We start from the raw sequence: 14,918 nt of genomic DNA, 5'->3' as shown, positions 1-14,918 counted from the left end.
GGCCACCTCTCGTTCCGGTGTCAAAAGAAAAAGTACACACCGAAAGCCCTTGTGGACAGCAGGCGAACGGTCTGAAACTGTCCGTGAGTACTTTGTCACCGTACATCTGCGCAAGGGTCTGGGGGAAAAATGGTCACATCGGGGGAACAGCGCGGCCAAGACTTGATTTCTCGCGTGCGGGGCTGGGCACTGTGGACCCGCCCCCGCGACTGGATCATCGCGACGCTGACCGCCATCACGGTCATGCTGAGCTGGACGGCCGTCTCACTGTTGACCGTACCGGTCACCGTCGCCCAACTGGGCACGTTTTCGCTGCTCACGGGCCTGGCCGTGGCGCAGACAGAGGTCAGCAGGCGACTCGAACGGGAGCGCCGGATCCTCAGCAACGGGCCCTACATCTCGATGACTTCGGTGTGGCTGCTGCCCGCCGGCCTGCTGCTGCCGGCCCAGCTGATCGCCGCGCTCGGCGTCGTCCTGTACGTCTACTTGGCCTTCCGAAGCTGGTCCGGCACCCGTCCGGGTGAATTTCACCGCGTGGCCGCGAACGCGACCACGATGATCTTGTCGGCCTTCTCCGCGAGTGTCGTCGGTCACATGACCATCGGCAGCGGCGTGGCCACCGTGACGCTGGCCGGGCTGGCCTTCTTCACGGTCAACACCGCGCTGACCGGCCTCGGCCTCTACCTGGCCGACCCGAAGAGCGCGACCCCGGTGTCGTGCCTCGGCACCATGGACGACAACCTGCTCGAGCTGTCCACCCTGTGCGTCGGCGCGCTGCTGGTGATGGTGCTCAACGAGGAGCCGCTGCTCTCGGTGCTGGTCATCCTGCCGCTGTACGTGCTGCAGCGGTCCGTGCTGATCAAGCGGCTGGAAGAGCTGGCCACCACCGACCAGAAGACGCAGCTGCTCAACGCCACCACCTGGCAGGACGGCGCCCAGCGCGAGATCTCGCGGGCCGAGCGCGAGAACGGCAGCTTCGGCGCCATGATGATCGACCTCGACCACTTCAAGCGGATCAACGACACCTACGGGCACCTCGCGGGGGACGACGTGCTCAAGGCGGTCGCGGCCGTGGTCAAGCAGGAGACCAGGGCGCACGACCTGGTCGGCCGGTTCGGCGGCGAGGAGTTCGTCGCCCTGCTGCCGTCGACGTCCAAGGAAGACGCGATCGTCACGGCGGAACGCATCCGGCAGCGGGTCAGCGAGCTGATCATCAGCACCACGAGCAACGAGGGCGCGGCCGTCGACATCGAACGGCAGACGGCGTCCATCGGCGTCGCCGCCTACCCGCTCGACGGCTCGTCCATCGAGGAGGTGATGGCGTCCGCCGACGCGGCCGTGTACGCGGCCAAGCACGGCGGGCGCAACCGGGTGGTGGGCTCGGCCGCGGCGGCACTGGCCGCGGCTTAGCGCCCGCACCGCCCTACCGCAGCCGCTCGATGACGTCGCTCGCCTTGGTCTGGAGGCGGGCGACGCCGCCGACGGTGAATTCCGTGAGCAGGTCGATCAGCGCGTCCTGGTCCGGCGGCTCGCCGTCCCAGGTGGCCTGGACCAGTGACTCGGTCATCGCGAAGAAGAGCGTGACGAGCGCGCGGTCCGCGCGGCCGGAGTCGATGCCGTGCGCGGCCCACCGCTTGCGGCTCGCTTCGGCGTAGACGACGGCGAGTCTCTCCCTCAACCGGGTGAGAGCGGGGTCGCCCGCGCGCTCGGCCGCGCGGAGCACGCCGTAGCCCTCGGGGTGGTCGGCGACGAAGGTGACCATGTTGGCGTAGTTGGCCCGTGCCCAGGCCCGCAGACCGGGCTGCTCGTCGGCCACCGACGGCCCCGCGATGGCGGTGAAGGCCCGCTCCTCGGTTTCGGCCACGACCTCGGCGAACAGCGTCGCCCGGTCGCCGAACTGCTCGTACACGGCCTGCCGCGAGACGCCGGCCTCCCGCGCGATCTGCTCGATCGTCGCGCCCTGCATCCCGTGCTGCGCGACGACCCGGGAGGCCGCCTGCAGCACGCGGGCACGCTGCTCCGGGAGCGGGAGCTTGCGCGGCCGCCCACGCGGAGCCGGGCTTGACATGTGGTCCACCTCACGTGATTCTTTTTCCGACACCTCTGTCCAAAAAGGTGTCCCCCGCGCACTCGACCTGCTCAACGAGGAGCAAGCATGCGTATCTTCCCCCGCCGCGCCCGCTCCGCGGCCGTCGCCACGCTTTGCGTCCTGGCGTTGGCGACGCTGGGCCCGCCCGCCGCCTCGGCCGCGTCCTTCTACGATCCGCCGTCCCCGCTGCCCGCCGGGAGCAACGGCGACGTCCTCCGGCACGAGGCGTCGACGTTCTACATCGACCCGGTCAAGCTGATCAAGGCCGACGCGAGCGTGCAGCGGATCATGTACCGCAGCACCGACACGCACGGCTCGCCGATCGCCGTCACCGGCACGGTGCTGACGCCGACCTCGACGTGGCACGGCACCGGGGTGCGCCCGATCGTCTCCTACGCCGTCGGGACCCAGGGCGAGGGCGACGACTGCGCCCCGTCGAAAGCGCTTGCCGCGGGCTTCGAGTACGAGGGCCCGTTCATCGCCGGGCTACTGACCCGCGGTTACGGCGTCGTCGTCACCGACTACGAAGGGCTGGGCACGCCCGGGGACCACACCTACGTCAACCGCGCTTCGGAGGGCCACGCGGTGCTCGACGCGATCCGCGCGGCCCAGCGGCTGCCGGAGGCGGGGCTGCCCGACGACGGCCCCGTCGCCATCGCGGGCTACTCCCAGGGCGGCGGCGCGTCGGCCGCGGCGGCGGAACTGCAGCCGAGCTACGCGCCCGAGTTGAAGCTGAAGGGCGCGTACGCGGGGGCGGTGCCGGCGGACCTCGCCGAGGTCGCCAAGAACCTCGACGGTCACTACGCGGTCGGGTTCCTCGGCTTCGCGCTGGTGAGCATGAACTACGCGTACCCGGAGCTGAACATCCCGGCGCTGCTCAACGCGCGCGGGAAGCAGCTGTTCGAGCAGGTCCGGACCGAGTGCACGGTGGAGGCGATCGCCGCGCACGCGTTCACGCAGTCCTCGACGCTGACCACCGACGGCCGCTCGCTCACCGCGTACCTCGGCGAAGAGCCGTACGCGTCGCGGGTGGCCGAGCAGAAGATCGGGTCGCTGAAGCCGTCGGCGCCGGTGCTGATCGTCCACAGCGCACTCGACGACATCGTGCCCTACGCCCAGGACCGCGACCTGGGCCGGACGTGGCGCGGCAAGGGCGTCAAGGTGCAGTTCAGCACGTCGCTGGTGCCGACGCACGTGCTCGGCGCGGTACGGGCGTACCCGGAGGCGTTCGCCTGGCTCGAGGGCCGCTTCGCTGGCCTTCCCGCGCCGGTCAACTGCGGCTGGTTCTGACGCCGGACGGGCCCGGGACCGCGCGGTCCCGGGCCCACGGCGTCACTTCAGGCCGGTGGCTTCCGCGGCGGCGGGGTCGGAGTCGGCGAGGAAGGTCCGGCAGCGCTCGAACTCCTCGGTTTCGCCGATCTTGCCGGCGGCCTTGCCCAGGACTGCGAGCGCGCGCAGGAAGCCCTGGTTCGGGCGGTGCGACCACGGCACCGGGCCGAAGCCCTTCCAGCCCGCGCGGCGCAGCTGGTCGAGCCCCCGGTGGTAGCCAGTGCGGGCGTAGGCGTACGCGGCGACGGTCTCGCCCGCGTCAAAGGCCTTTTCGGCCAGCGAAGCCCAGGCCTCGCTGTAGTCGGGGTGTTCGGCCGCGACGGTGGCCGGGTCGGTCCCGGCGTCGAGCGCGGCCTGTGCGGCGGTGTGCTCGGGCAGCAGCGTCGGCTCGGGGCCGAGCAGGTTGTGCGTCATGGGGCCATTCTGCCTCTAGAGGAAGAGGCTCCCGAGCACCCCGGCTCCGGCCAGCACCAGGGCGGCGACGAGCACGCCCGCGACAACTCGTTTCGGCATCATGGCGCGACACCATGCCAAGCCGGGCGGGCCGGAAGCAAGTCGTCCACCCGTAGGGGTGAACCCGGGCGCGAAGCGCCTCCGTTGAGGGTGGTGGTGGGGAAGAAGGTCGGGGGAACCCCCATTTTTCGCGTCCTTTGCCACGGTCTTGGCCCGCTCGTGACCATGACCGGCCATGATGTCCGGCATGGCCAAGGCAGTCGACGTCCCGGTGGACGTGATCCCGCGCAGCCCCGTCGGCAAGACGCGGCTGTTCTTCACGCGGCACTGGCACCGCGGCGCCCCCGGGCAGCCGACCCCGGACTGGGTGCTCCGGTTCTGCTACGGGATGTGGCTGACGGCGTTCGCGTTCAAGCTGCTCGGCTCGTCGTGGGACATGTCGTGGCACTTCCGCTGGCTGCGCGACGACCTGGCGCCGCCGCACCTGATCAACACCGTCGGCACGGTGATCATCGTGGTGCTGGTGGCGATCCACAGCTACACGGGCCTCGGCGCCGACAAGACGTCGCTGCGGCTGATGCAGGCCGGCCTGCTGACGTTCCTGGTGGCGGCTCCGCTGGACGTGATCAACCACCGCGTCAACGGCCTCGACCTGACCGCGTGGAGCCCGTCCCACATGATGCTCTACCTGGGCACGGGCATCATGCAGGCCGGTGTGCTGCTCGGCTGGCTGCGGTACGCGCCGCCGGGCCGGTTCCGGACCGGCGTGCTGCTCGGCCTGTGGGCGTTCTTCCTGGAGAACACGTTCTTCCCGAACGGCCAGCAGGAGTACGGCATCCTGGGTCTGCGCGCCTGGGAACGCGGGCAGCCGGAGGCGGAGAAGTCGTTGCTGGACTTCGCGGCCAACCAGATCGGCCACCCGGTCGACCGGACGGCGGTCCTGCACTTCACGATGCCGATCCCGGAGTGGGTGTACCCGCTCTGGGGCATCGGGGTGATGGCGTTGATCCTGGTACTGGCGCGGCGCACGCTGGGCTTCCGCTGGGCGGCCACTTCGGTGGCGCTGGCGTACGTGGCGTACCGGTCGATGATGTGGCCGCTGTTGCTCGGGCTGGGCTTCCCGGTCTCGACGGTGCCGTTCTACCTGCTGTTCGTGGGGCTGGCGGTGGACCTGGCGTTCGCCATGACGTCCGGCGTCCTCCGAGCCGGCGCGGGCGCGCTGCTGGTGACGGCGTTCGGCTACGGCGCGTTCTGGGTGCAGTCGCAGTTCCGGCCGTGGGTGCTGGGTGACGCGCACACGGAGTCGGCCCCACCGGCGGCGTACTGGACGGCGTTGGTGGTGCTCGGCGGGGTGTTCGCCCTGTGGGCGGCGGCCGGCCCGGCGGCCCGGCGCTGGTCCGCTCGACGGCAGGTTCCCGAAGCAGCCTGAACACGACGAAGGGGGGCACTTTCACGTGAAAGTGCCCCCCTTCGCGCGTGCCTACTTGAGCTTCGTGCCCGCCGAGCCGAGGGCCTGGCAGGCCTCGACCACGCGCTGGGCCATGCCGGCTTCGGCGGCCTTCAGGTACGAGCGGGGGTCGTAGACCTTCTTGTTCCCGACCTCGCCGTCGATCTTCAGGACGCCGTCGTAGTTCTTGAAGAAGTGGTCCACGATCGGGCGAGTGAACGCGTACTGGGTGTCCGTGTCGACGTTCATCTTCACCACGCCGTACGACACCGCCTCGCGGATCTCCTCCGGGAGCGAGCCCGAGCCGCCGTGGAAGACCAGCTCGAACGGCTTCGAACCGGCGTCCAGGCCGAGCTTCTTCGCCGCCGCCTCCTGGCCGCCCTTCAGCACGTCCGGGCGCAGCTTCACGTTGCCCGGCTTGTACACGCCGTGGACGTTGCCGAACGTCGCCGCCAGCAGGTAGCGGCCCTTCTCGCCCGAGCCCAGCGCGTCGATCGTCTTCAGGAAGTCGCCTTCGGCGGTGTACAGCTTCTCGTTGATCTCCGCCTCGACGCCGTCTTCCTCGCCGCCGACGACGCCGATTTCGACCTCGAGGATGATGTGCGCGGCCGCCGTCTTGGCCAGCAGCTCCGCCGCGATCTCGAGGTTCTCGTCGAGGTCGATCGCCGAGCCGTCCCACATGTGGGACTGGAACAGCGGGTTCTGGCCGTTCTTGACGCGCTCGGCCGAGATCTCGATCAGCGGGCGGACGAAACCGTCCAGCTTGTCCTTCGGGCAGTGGTCGGTGTGCAGCGCGACGTTCACGTCATAGCGAGCCGCCACGACCTGCGCGAACTCCGCCAGCGCGGTCGCGCCGACGACCATGTCCTTGACCTTCTGGCCGGACGCGAACTCCGCACCGCCGGTGGAGAACTGGATGATGCCGTCGCTCTCCGCCTCGGCGAAGCCGCGGATGGCGGCGTTCACGGTCTCGGACGAGGTCACGTTGATGGCCGGGTAGGCGAACTCGTTCGCCTTGGCCCGGTCGAGCATCTCCGCGTAGACCTCGGGGGTGGCGATGGGCATCGTTACTCCTCCTTGGCACAGGGTGGGTCCCGACCGCATCGTACGAGGTGTACCGCCGCCGCACACCGGTCCCCGGCGAGAAACTTTCCCGCACGTGGAATCGGTTCAGAAGGAGTGCGTCCGGCCGCCGGTTCGCCCGGCGGCCGGACGAGGATCACAGCAGTTCGGACGCCAGTGCGCGGTAGGCCGGCCACGGGTCTTCGTTCAGGACCTGGACCACCACCTGGTCCGCCCCCGCCTCGAGGTGGGCCGCCAGGCCCGGGGCGATCGTCGCCGCGTCGCCGTGCAGGGCCAGCGCGTCGACCAGGCGGTCACTGCCCTCGCCGTCCAGGTCGGCGTCCGTGAAGCCTAGTTTCCGCAGGTTGGCGACGTAGTTGGACAGCCCGAGGTAGTACTTCACCGTCTGACGGCCGATCGCGCGCGCCTCGTCCGCGTCGGTCGACAAGACGACCTTGTGCTCCGGCGCCAGCAGCGGGCCCGCGCCCAGGATCTCCCGGGAGCTGCGGGTGTGCTCCGGCGTCGTCAGGTAGGGGTGCGCCCCCGCCGTCCGCGTACCCGACAGCTCCACCACCTTGGGGCCCAGGGCCGCCAGCGCGCGCCCGGACGCCGGAACGCCCGCCGCGTCCAGGCCGTCGAGGTAGTCGACCAGGGCCGCGTACGGCTTCTTGTACTCCTTCGTCGCTTCGCGGTGACCCGCGCCGACGCCCAGCAGGAAGCGGTCCGGGTACTTGCCCGCGATGCGCTCGTAGACGCGTGCGATGTCCGCGGGCTCGTCCTGCCAGATGTTCACGATGCCGGTCGCGACGACCAGCGAGTCCGTCGCTTCCAGGATGCCGTCCACGGACGCGAGGTCGGCCGCGCCGGGCGAGCCGCCCAGCCAGATCGCGCGGTAGCCGAGCTTCTCCGCCTCCGCGGCGAACGCAGCATCGACGTTCGCGTGGTACCGCCAGATCCCGAGTTTGCCCAGTTCGATAGCCATGGAACACCCCAACGCGTGGGACGGCGATTTTCCTCCCGGATCCGGCGAACTACCGTCGAAAGCATGACCAAGCTCGGGAACACCGACCTCGACGTGTACGGACTCAACCTCGGCGGCAACGTCTTCGGCTGGACGGCGGACGAGCCGCAGTCCTTCGCCGTCCTCGACGCCTACACGGCGGCGGGCGGCAACTTCGTGGACACCGCCGACCTCTACGGCGGCGGGGGCGGCTCCGAGGAGATCCTCGGCAACTGGCTCGCCGCCCGCGGCCGCCGGGACGACGTCGTCGTCGCGACCAAGGTCGGCCTGTGGGACGGCCGGCCCGGCCTGTCGGCGAAGAACATCCAGGCGGCGGCCGAGGACTCGCTGCGCCGCCTCAAGACCGACCACATCGACCTCTACTACGCGCACCGGGACGACCCGGACACCCCGCTCGAAGAGACGCTCCAGGCGTTCGACGCGCTGGTCCGCGCGGGCAAGGTCCGCTACCTCGGCGCGTCCAACTACTCCGCCGAGCGGCTCGCCGACGCACTGTCCATTTCGGACCAGAACGGCCTCGCGCGGTACGCCGTGCTGCAGCCGCACTACAACCTCGTCGAGCGGGACTACGAGCGCGACCTCGCCCCGCTCGTCGCCCGCGAAGGCCTCGCCACGCTGCCGTACTTCGCCCTCGCCCGGGGTTTTCTCACCGGCAAGTACCGCACGAAGGGCGCGGCGAGCGACAGCCCGCGCGCCGGTCGCGCGGAGTCCTATTTGGACAGCGGCGGCGAGCGCGTCCTCGCCGCACTGGACGAAGTGGCGGCCGCGCACGGCGTTTCGGTGGCCACGGTGGCGCTCGCCTGGCTCCGGCAGCAGCCGACGGTGGCGGCCCCGATCGCCAGCGCCCGCACGCCCGAACAGCTGACGGACCTGATCGCGTCGGTCTCCCTCGACCTGACCCCCGGCGAAGTAGGGGCACTTTCCCGTGAAAGTGCCCCTACTTCTGAGTAGCTTACTGCGGGTAAGTTGAGGTACGGTGCCCTCAAGTGACGTCTAGGAGGGCACCGTGGCCAACCCGTTTTCGCTGCTGAGCGGCACCAAGAAGGTCGACGGCAAGGTCGTGCTGATCACCGGCGCGGCCCGCGGCATCGGCGCCGGGCTGGCCGAACGGCTGGCCGCCCGCGGGGCGAAGGTCGCGCTCGTCGGCCTCGAAGCCGAGGAGCAGCAGAAGGTCGCCGACCGGATCGGGCCGAACGCCCACGCGTGGGAAGCCGACGTCACCAGCTGGGACGCGCTCGAAAGCGCCACCAAGGGGGTCGTCGAGCACTTCGGCGGCATCGACATCGTCATCGCCAACGCCGGCATCGCGACCGCGGGCTTCGTCCGCTCGGTCGACCGGGCCGCGTTCGAAAAGGTCATCGAGGTCGACCTGCTCGGCGTCTGGCGCACGTTCCGCGTCACGCTGCCGCACGTCATCGAGCGCAAGGGCTACCTGCTGGCCATCTCCAGCCTCGCCGCGATCACGCACGCGCCCGGCATGGCCAACTACGCCGCCGCCAAGGCCGGCGTCGAAGCGTTCTCGAACAGCCTCCGCGCCGAGGTCGCCCACCTGGGTGTCAAGGTCGGCGTCGCGCACCCGACGTGGATCCGCACCGACCTGGTCGAAAGCGCCGACGCGCACCCGGTCTTCGGCAAGCTCCGCGCGTCCATGCCCGGCTTGATCGGCAAGACCTACCCGCTGGACGTCGCCCTCGACGACCTCGAAGCGGGCATCCTCAAGCGCGCCCGGACCATCCACGTGCCGCGCTGGGTCGGCGCGCTCAAGCTGTTCCGCGCGTTCCTGCCGCCGGTCATCGAAATCGGCTCCCGCAGCCGGGTACCGTCGGCGGACAAGGCCGCGCTCGCCGACATCGAGGCCCGCGGCGCGTTCGAGTCGGCGGTGACCGGCCACGGCGGCCGGGCCGCCACCAAGGGGTGAAGATGTCCCGTCGCGACCAGATCCGGATGACCGAAGACGAAGTGCGCGCCTACCTGGCGGAGCAGAAGGTCATCAACGTCGCCAGCGTCGGCCCGAACGGCCGCCCGCACCTGGCGCCGCTCTGGTACTTCCCGCACGAGGACGGCGTCGCGACCTGGACCTACGGCACGTCGCAGAAGGCGAAGAACCTCCGGCGGCTGCCGGAGGCGACCGTGCTCGTCGAGGACGGCGACAGCTACGAGAAGCTCCGCGGCGTCTCGTTCGAAGCCGACGTCGAGATCGTCGAGGACACCGCCGAGGTGACCCGGATGGGCACCACGCTGATGCAGCGGTACTCGGGCGCCAAGCCGGGCGATCCCGCGCCCGCCGAACTCCAGGCCTTCATCGCAGGTCAGGCCGCGAAACGCGTCGGGCTGGTCTTCCGGCCGACCAAGGTCGTCAGCTGGGACCACACCAAGCTCGGCGGGACGTACTGATCAGTAGCCGGTACTTCCAAGTAACTGTTACCTGAGGTAACGTCATCTGCGCACCAACTCGACGCAGCGGAGGCCGACAGATGACCGAGCGGTTCAAGGTCGTGATCGTGGGCACCGGGTTCTCCGGGCTCGGCCAGGCGATCCAGCTCGAAAAGGCCGGCATCCGGGACTACGTGCTCCTGGAGAAGGCCGACGAGGTGGGCGGCACCTGGCGCGACAACTCCTACCCCGGGTGCGCGTGCGACGTGCAGTCGCACATGTACTCGTTCTCGTACGAGCAGAACCCGGACTGGTCGCGGTCGTTCTCGCCGCAGCCGGAGATCTTCGAGTACCTCAAGGGTGTCGCGGACAAGTACCGGCTGCGCGAGAAGATCCGCTTCGGCGTCGAGCTGACCGGCGCCCACTGGGACGAGCGGGAGCGCCGCTGGACGGCGACGACGAAGGACGGCCGCGAGTTCGTCGCGCAGTTCCTCGTCTCCGGCGTCGGCGGTCTCCACATCCCGCAGATCCCCGAGCTGCCCGGGATCGAGGCGTTCCGGGGGCAGACCTGGCACTCCGCGCGCTGGAACCACGAGTACGACCTGCGCGGCAAGCGGGTCGCCGTGGTCGGGACCGGCGCCAGCGCCGTCCAGTTCGTCCCGAAGATCGCGCCCGAGGTCGCCGAGCTGACGCTCTTCCAGCGGACGCCGCCGTGGGTCATGCCCAAGCCCGACCACGCGATGCCGTCGTGGGCGCAGACGCTGTTCAAGCGCGTGCCGGGCGCCCAGCGCCTCTACCGCAACGCGCTGTACTGGCTGCTCGAAGCGCGGGCCATCGGCTTCAACGGCCACCCGGCGATCATGAAGGCCGGCGAGCTGATCGCGAAGCGGAACATCGCGAAGGGCATCCACGACCGCGCGCTGCGCAAGAAGGTCACGCCCGGCTACACGATGGGCTGCAAGCGCGTCCTGATCTCCAACGACTACTACCCGGCGCTGGCCCGGCCGAACGTCGACGTCGTCACCGACGGCGTCCGGGAGGTCAGGGCGCACTCCATCGTCGACTCCGCGGGCGTGGAGCACGAGGTGGACGCGATCGTCTACGGCACCGGCTTCAAGGTGACCGACGCGCTGGAGTACCTGGACATCACCGGCGTCGACGGCCGCAACCTCGCCAAGGAGTGGGCGACCGAGGGCATGCGGACGCACAAGGGCATCACGGTGTCCGGTTTCCCGAACCTCTTCTTCCTGCTCGGGCCGAACACCGCGCTGGGCCACAACTCGGTGGTGTTCATGATCGAGTCGCAGGCGCGGTACGTCGTCGACGCGATCAAGCTCGCCGATTCGCGCGGCGCCGCGGCGCTCGACGTCCGGCCGGGCGTGCAGGACGAGTTCCAGCGGGAGATCCAGGACAAGCTGGTCAAGGGCGTCTGGACCCAGGGCGGCTGCAAGAGCTGGTACCTCGACGCCCAGGGCGTGAACCGGACCATCTGGCCCGGCTTCACCTGGCGCTACTGGCTGGAGACCCGCAAGGTCGACCCGGCCGACTACGAGCTGAGCGGCCGGGCCTGACCTCGTCTAGGACTCCGCGGGCAGCCAGGCGCCGATCACCGGCTTGAACTCACGCACGCTCCGCTCGGCGATGACGCCCTCCAGGAAGTAGGGGTCCCGGTCGATCGTCTCCTTGAGGTGCGCCTCGTCGTCGGCCCGGTACAGCGTGACGCCGCCGGTGCCGTCGCCGAGCGGCCCGGCGACCGCGACGCGGCCCTCTTCGGCCAGCTTGCTCAGGAACTCGCGGTGGCGCGGCCGGACGTCCGGCATCTTCTCCTGGACGTAGGTGATTTCGACGAGGAACCAGGCCATGTGGATCTCCGGTGGTCGGCGTGGGCGGACTGCTGCCGACGCTACCCGTGTCACGGTTCTGTACCAGCAGCCGATCTGTGGCACCGGCATCCGAACCCGATAGGCTGGGCACGCGTCAGTACCTGTGTGAGCGCTGTGAACACCGTGAACCTGCTGACGCGGCACACCGTGCAAACCGGGGTCGAGAACAGGCAGGGGTCCATGCTCGAGGGCAATGCGGAACGCAGTGTCGAGGCGACCCTCGGCCACCTGCGGGTCATGGACGGTCCGGCCCCGGCGCAGACCGCCGCCGCGCCGCTGACCCTCGAAGACCTCTACCGCCAGCACCGCATGCGGCTGGTCCGGCTGGCGATTCTGCTGGTCGACGAGCCCGCGACGGCGGAAGACGTGGTCCAGGAGGCCTTCACCGGCCTGCACCGCAACTGGGGCAGGCTCCGGGACGCCGCGGCCGCCGTCGGCTACCTGCGCACCGCCGTGGTCAACGGGTCGCGCAGCGTGTTGCGCCGCCGCAAGACCGCCCGCGAGTACGTGCCGCCGCACGCGGTGAACGCCCGCTCCGCCGAGAGCCTCGCGATGCTCTCCAGCGAGCACCAGGCCGTGGTCAGCGCGCTGTCCAAGCTGCCGCCCCGCCAGCGCGAAGTGCTCGTGCTGCGCTACTACGGCGGGCTGAGCGAGGCCGAGATCTCTGAGGCCGCAGGTATCTCCAAGGGTACCGTGAAATCGACCGCCAGCCGGGCCCTGGAGGCGCTCCAGAAGGCCATGCAAGCCCCACAGTGACCCGGGTGGACCATCCCGATCACTGAGTCGTAGCACCATGCTTGGTCCAGACCAATATATGCTGGGGTGCGTGAGAGGCGCCGGAGATTTCGTGATCATGGGCGGCCGGGTCGCCGCCCCGGACCGTGTACTCGACGACGGCTGGGTAGCCGTCTCCGACGGGCGGATCGCCGGCGTGGGTTCGGGGACCCCGCCGTCCGGCGAGCACGTGGACGTCGGCGGGGCACTGGTCGTACCTGGTTTCGTGGACACCCACTGCCACGGCGGGGGAGGTGCTTCGTTCACCTCCCTCGATCCCGACGAACTCGTGACGGCGGTGCGGGCGCACCGCCGTCACGGCACCACGACCATGCTGGCCAGCCTGGTGTCCGACCCGGTGGACATCCTGCGTGAGCAGGTCGCGGCGCTGCGTGAGCTCGTCCAGGACGGCGAGGTCGCGGGCATCCACCTGGAGGGGCCGTTCATTTCGAAGGCCCGCTGCGGCGCGCACGACCCGGAGACACTGCTCGAACCGGACACCGGCACGGTCGAGAAGCTCCTGCGCGCGGGCCAGGGCGCGATCCGGATGGTCACGATCGCCCCCGAGCTGCACGGCGGCGTGAAGGCGGTCCGGCAGCTGGCCGAATCCGGCGTCATCGCCGCGATCGGCCACACGGACGGCGTCGAGGAGCAGCTGCTGCCGGCGATCGACGCGGGCGCGACGGTGGCGACCCACCTGTTCAACGGCATGCGCCCGCTGCACCACCGCGAGCCCGGCCCGATCGGGGCGCTGCTGGACGACGAGCGCATCACGATCGAGCTCATCTGCGACCTCGTCCACCTGCACCCGACGGTGGTGCGCCTGGCGGCGAAGCACGCGGGCCGCAACCGGACGGTGCTGATCACCGACGCGATGTCGGCGACCGACGCGGCGGACGGCCGCTACACGCTGGGCCGCCTGGAGGTCGACGTCCACGACGGCGTCGCCACCCTCGCCGACAACGGCTCGCTGGCCGGCAGCACCCTGACGATGGACACCGCCTTCCGCAATCTGGTCCGGGGTGCGAAACTCGGCATCCTCGACGCGGTGCACGCGACGTCGCAACGGCCCGCGGAGCTGCTCGGCATCGCCGACCGCACCGGGATGCTGTGCGCCGGGTACCAGGCCGACATCGTGGTCCTCGACCAGGACCTGCGGCCGGCGAAGGTGCTGCGCCGGGGAGAATGGGTCGCCGAGGTGGGAACGGCTACCGTGAGCACGTAGCCGAGAGCGAGCGGACGGGCGGAGATGAGCGAGCCGAAGGACCCCGAGCAGCTGCTGGCGGACGCCCTTCGCGCGCAAGCCGTCTTCGCCCCGCAGGCGTCGCCCGCCGCGGCACCGGCGCCCGCCCCGGCACCTGCTGCCGCGTCGCCTGCGCCGGACGCCGAGCCGGGTACGGAAGCCGTCCCGACCAGCGCGATCAACGAGCTGCCGTCGGCGTACGGACTGCTGTCGGGCGCCGGCGCGGACTCACTGGAGCGCGAGCGCGCGGCCTTGGACGCGGCCTCGGCACCGACGGCGTACTCGCCACTGCCGCCCCCGCGCCAGTCCGCGCAGCTGCCGGCGTACTGGATCTTGATGCTGGCGGTGCTGCTGGGCTTGGCGGCGGGGTCCGTGGTCGGCCTGCTGACGCTGGTCTGAGGCGGGTCTCAGTCACGACTCAGGGTGACCCTGTACCGTTTTCGAGGTGATTCTCGCCCAGAGCACGGTCAACACGATGTCGCTGCTGCCGTCATGGCTGGACCCGCAGCACCTGCTGAGCGGGCTGACGACACCGGTCATCGCGGTGCTGTGCCTGATCATCTTCATCGAAAGCAGCATCTTCCCGGTGCTGCCGGGTGATTCCCTGCTGTTCACGGCGGGCCTGTTCATCGCGAACGGCACGCTGAACGCGCCGCTGTGGCTGGTCTGCGTCCTGGTGACGGCGGCGGCCCTGCTCGGCAACGTGGTCGGCTACTACCTCGGGTACTTCGCCGGGCCGAAGCTGTTCAACCGCCCGGACTCGAAGTTCTTCAAGCGCGAGTACGTCGACAAAACGCACGAGTTCCTGGACAAGCACGGCCCGAAGGCGGTCGTCCTGGCCCGGTTCGTCCCGTTCGTCCGCACGTTCATCACGTGGATCGCGGGCATCGGCCGCATGGACCCGAAGCGCTACTTCACGTACACGGTGATCGGCGGCGTCCTGTGGGCCGCGGGCATCACGATCCTGGGTTCGCTGCTGGGCAACATCTCGTTCATCCGCAACAACGTCGACGCGATCTTCGTGCTGATCGTGCTGGTGTCGGTGGTCCCGATCGGGCTGGAGTACCTGAAGTCGCGGCGCGAGAAGAAGGCGCTCGCGGAGGCGGACCCCGAGGTCACGCAGCGGATCCCGCGCATCAAGGAGTGAGGGCAGTCCGCCGAGCGCGGGCACAGCCCGGCCCCGATCCAGCACGTACCGGCCCGCAACCAGCCAAAACTGTCGGACCCCCGCGGTAACGTAAAAG

At 70.1% G+C, this 14,918-nt stretch carries 16 protein-coding genes; 11 read left to right on the top strand and 5 right to left on the bottom strand.

Going from position 1 to position 14,918, the window contains the following annotated elements:
- The first annotated feature begins 246 nt into the window (after window positions 1-246).
- On the top strand, window positions 247-1,410 hold the full coding sequence (locus tag ACLJPY_RS37435) for a GGDEF domain-containing protein (protein ID WP_410595896.1): 1,164 nt from the start codon (window positions 247-249) through the stop codon (window positions 1,408-1,410).
- Window positions 1,411-1,423: 13 nt separating this feature from the next.
- Here ACLJPY_RS37435 and ACLJPY_RS37430 read toward each other — a convergent pair whose 3' ends face one another.
- Window positions 1,424-2,068, bottom strand: coding sequence for a TetR/AcrR family transcriptional regulator (locus tag ACLJPY_RS37430; protein WP_410595731.1), 645 nt, complete (start codon window positions 2,066-2,068; stop codon window positions 1,424-1,426).
- 87 nt (window positions 2,069-2,155) lie between these two features.
- Here ACLJPY_RS37430 and ACLJPY_RS37425 point away from each other — a divergent pair, with 87 nt between their 5' ends.
- Window positions 2,156-3,379, top strand: coding sequence for a lipase family protein (locus ACLJPY_RS37425; protein WP_410595730.1), 1,224 nt, complete (start codon window positions 2,156-2,158; stop codon window positions 3,377-3,379).
- 42 nt (window positions 3,380-3,421) lie between these two features.
- Here ACLJPY_RS37425 and ACLJPY_RS37420 read toward each other — a convergent pair whose 3' ends face one another.
- Window positions 3,422-3,832, bottom strand: a complete 411-nt coding sequence (locus ACLJPY_RS37420; RefSeq protein ID WP_410595729.1) for a DUF3151 domain-containing protein — start codon at window positions 3,830-3,832, stop codon at window positions 3,422-3,424.
- 286 nt (window positions 3,833-4,118) lie between these two features.
- Here ACLJPY_RS37420 and ACLJPY_RS37415 point away from each other — a divergent pair, with 286 nt between their 5' ends.
- Complete coding sequence (locus ACLJPY_RS37415) at window positions 4,119-5,300, top strand: hypothetical protein (RefSeq protein ID WP_410595728.1); 1,182 nt, start codon at window positions 4,119-4,121, stop codon at window positions 5,298-5,300.
- Between the two features lie 51 nt (window positions 5,301-5,351).
- On the opposite strand, the gene fbaA is transcribed toward ACLJPY_RS37415, so the two are convergent.
- Window positions 5,352-6,383 carry a class II fructose-bisphosphate aldolase gene (gene fbaA / locus ACLJPY_RS37410; protein ID WP_410595727.1) on the bottom strand — a complete coding sequence of 344 codons (1,032 nt, stop codon included), beginning with the start codon at window positions 6,381-6,383 and terminating at the stop codon, window positions 5,352-5,354.
- Window positions 6,384-6,537: 154 nt separating this feature from the next.
- Window positions 6,538-7,362, bottom strand: coding sequence for an LLM class F420-dependent oxidoreductase (locus ACLJPY_RS37405; protein WP_410595726.1), 825 nt, complete (start codon window positions 7,360-7,362; stop codon window positions 6,538-6,540).
- Between the two features lie 63 nt (window positions 7,363-7,425).
- On the opposite strand from ACLJPY_RS37405, the gene ACLJPY_RS37400 reads away from it, so the two are divergent.
- The 4 genes from ACLJPY_RS37400 to ACLJPY_RS37385 all read left to right on the top strand — a co-directional run bounded on the left by ACLJPY_RS37400 (window position 7,426) and on the right by ACLJPY_RS37385 (window position 11,345).
- Window positions 7,426-8,352 carry an aldo/keto reductase gene (locus ACLJPY_RS37400; protein ID WP_410595725.1) on the top strand — a complete coding sequence of 309 codons (927 nt, stop codon included), beginning with the start codon at window positions 7,426-7,428 and terminating at the stop codon, window positions 8,350-8,352.
- Window positions 8,353-8,407: 55 nt separating this feature from the next.
- Entirely contained in the window at window positions 8,408-9,319 is a 912-nt protein-coding gene (locus ACLJPY_RS37395; protein ID WP_410595724.1) for an SDR family oxidoreductase, read from the top strand.
- 2 nt (window positions 9,320-9,321) lie between these two features.
- Window positions 9,322-9,795 carry a pyridoxamine 5'-phosphate oxidase family protein gene (locus ACLJPY_RS37390; RefSeq protein ID WP_410595723.1) on the top strand — a complete coding sequence of 158 codons (474 nt, stop codon included), beginning with the start codon at window positions 9,322-9,324 and terminating at the stop codon, window positions 9,793-9,795.
- 80 nt (window positions 9,796-9,875) lie between these two features.
- Window positions 9,876-11,345: a flavin-containing monooxygenase gene (locus tag ACLJPY_RS37385; RefSeq protein ID WP_410595722.1), complete on the top strand. Its 1,470-nt coding sequence runs from the start codon at window positions 9,876-9,878 to the stop codon at window positions 11,343-11,345.
- 6 nt (window positions 11,346-11,351) lie between these two features.
- Here the strand turns inward: ACLJPY_RS37385 and ACLJPY_RS37380 are convergent, their stop codons facing one another.
- Window positions 11,352-11,636, bottom strand: a complete 285-nt coding sequence (locus ACLJPY_RS37380; RefSeq protein WP_410595721.1) for a YciI family protein — start codon at window positions 11,634-11,636, stop codon at window positions 11,352-11,354.
- A 201-nt stretch (window positions 11,637-11,837) separates the two neighbouring features.
- On the opposite strand from ACLJPY_RS37380, the gene ACLJPY_RS37375 reads away from it, so the two are divergent.
- The 4 genes from ACLJPY_RS37375 (at window position 11,838) to ACLJPY_RS37360 (ending at window position 14,821) form a co-directional block, all read left to right on the top strand.
- Window positions 11,838-12,413 carry a SigE family RNA polymerase sigma factor gene (locus ACLJPY_RS37375; RefSeq protein ID WP_410595895.1) on the top strand — a complete coding sequence of 192 codons (576 nt, stop codon included), beginning with the start codon at window positions 11,838-11,840 and terminating at the stop codon, window positions 12,411-12,413.
- A gap of 91 nt (window positions 12,414-12,504) precedes the next feature.
- A complete protein-coding gene (gene nagA, locus ACLJPY_RS37370) occupies window positions 12,505-13,656 on the top strand; it encodes an N-acetylglucosamine-6-phosphate deacetylase (protein WP_410595894.1) in 1,152 nt (383 codons plus the stop codon).
- A 24-nt stretch (window positions 13,657-13,680) separates the two neighbouring features.
- Window positions 13,681-14,073, top strand: a complete 393-nt coding sequence (locus ACLJPY_RS37365) for a hypothetical protein (RefSeq protein WP_410595720.1) — start codon at window positions 13,681-13,683, stop codon at window positions 14,071-14,073.
- Window positions 14,074-14,119: 46 nt separating this feature from the next.
- A complete protein-coding gene (locus tag ACLJPY_RS37360) occupies window positions 14,120-14,821 on the top strand; it encodes a DedA family protein (RefSeq protein ID WP_410595719.1) in 702 nt (233 codons plus the stop codon).
- The last annotated feature ends 97 nt before the right edge of the window (window positions 14,822-14,918 follow it).

It is taken from the genome of Amycolatopsis sp. lyj-23 (assembly GCF_046549135.1).
GTDB lineage: Bacteria > Actinomycetota > Actinomycetes > Mycobacteriales > Pseudonocardiaceae > Amycolatopsis.
Note: the sequence above shows the minus strand (reverse complement) of the source record. Positions and strands in the feature narration are given on the sequence as shown.

Coding starts and splice junctions, on each gene's coding strand:
- ACLJPY_RS37430 (WP_410595731.1), bottom strand. CDS start 2,068: ATGTCAAGCCCGGCTCCGCGTGGGCGGCCGCGCAAGCTCCCGCTCCCG.
- ACLJPY_RS37425 (WP_410595730.1), top strand. CDS start 2,156: ATGCGTATCTTCCCCCGCCGCGCCCGCTCCGCGGCCGTCGCCACGCTT.
- ACLJPY_RS37420 (WP_410595729.1), bottom strand. CDS start 3,832: ATGACGCACAACCTGCTCGGCCCCGAGCCGACGCTGCTGCCCGAGCAC.
- ACLJPY_RS37415 (WP_410595728.1), top strand. CDS start 4,119: ATGGCCAAGGCAGTCGACGTCCCGGTGGACGTGATCCCGCGCAGCCCC.
- fbaA (WP_410595727.1), bottom strand. CDS start 6,383: ATGCCCATCGCCACCCCCGAGGTCTACGCGGAGATGCTCGACCGGGCC.
- ACLJPY_RS37405 (WP_410595726.1), bottom strand. CDS start 7,362: ATGGCTATCGAACTGGGCAAACTCGGGATCTGGCGGTACCACGCGAAC.
- ACLJPY_RS37400 (WP_410595725.1), top strand. CDS start 7,426: ATGACCAAGCTCGGGAACACCGACCTCGACGTGTACGGACTCAACCTC.
- ACLJPY_RS37390 (WP_410595723.1), top strand. CDS start 9,322: ATGTCCCGTCGCGACCAGATCCGGATGACCGAAGACGAAGTGCGCGCC.
- ACLJPY_RS37385 (WP_410595722.1), top strand. CDS start 9,876: ATGACCGAGCGGTTCAAGGTCGTGATCGTGGGCACCGGGTTCTCCGGG.
- ACLJPY_RS37380 (WP_410595721.1), bottom strand. CDS start 11,636: ATGGCCTGGTTCCTCGTCGAAATCACCTACGTCCAGGAGAAGATGCCG.
- ACLJPY_RS37375 (WP_410595895.1), top strand. CDS start 11,838: ATGCTCGAGGGCAATGCGGAACGCAGTGTCGAGGCGACCCTCGGCCAC.
- ACLJPY_RS37365 (WP_410595720.1), top strand. CDS start 13,681: ATGAGCGAGCCGAAGGACCCCGAGCAGCTGCTGGCGGACGCCCTTCGC.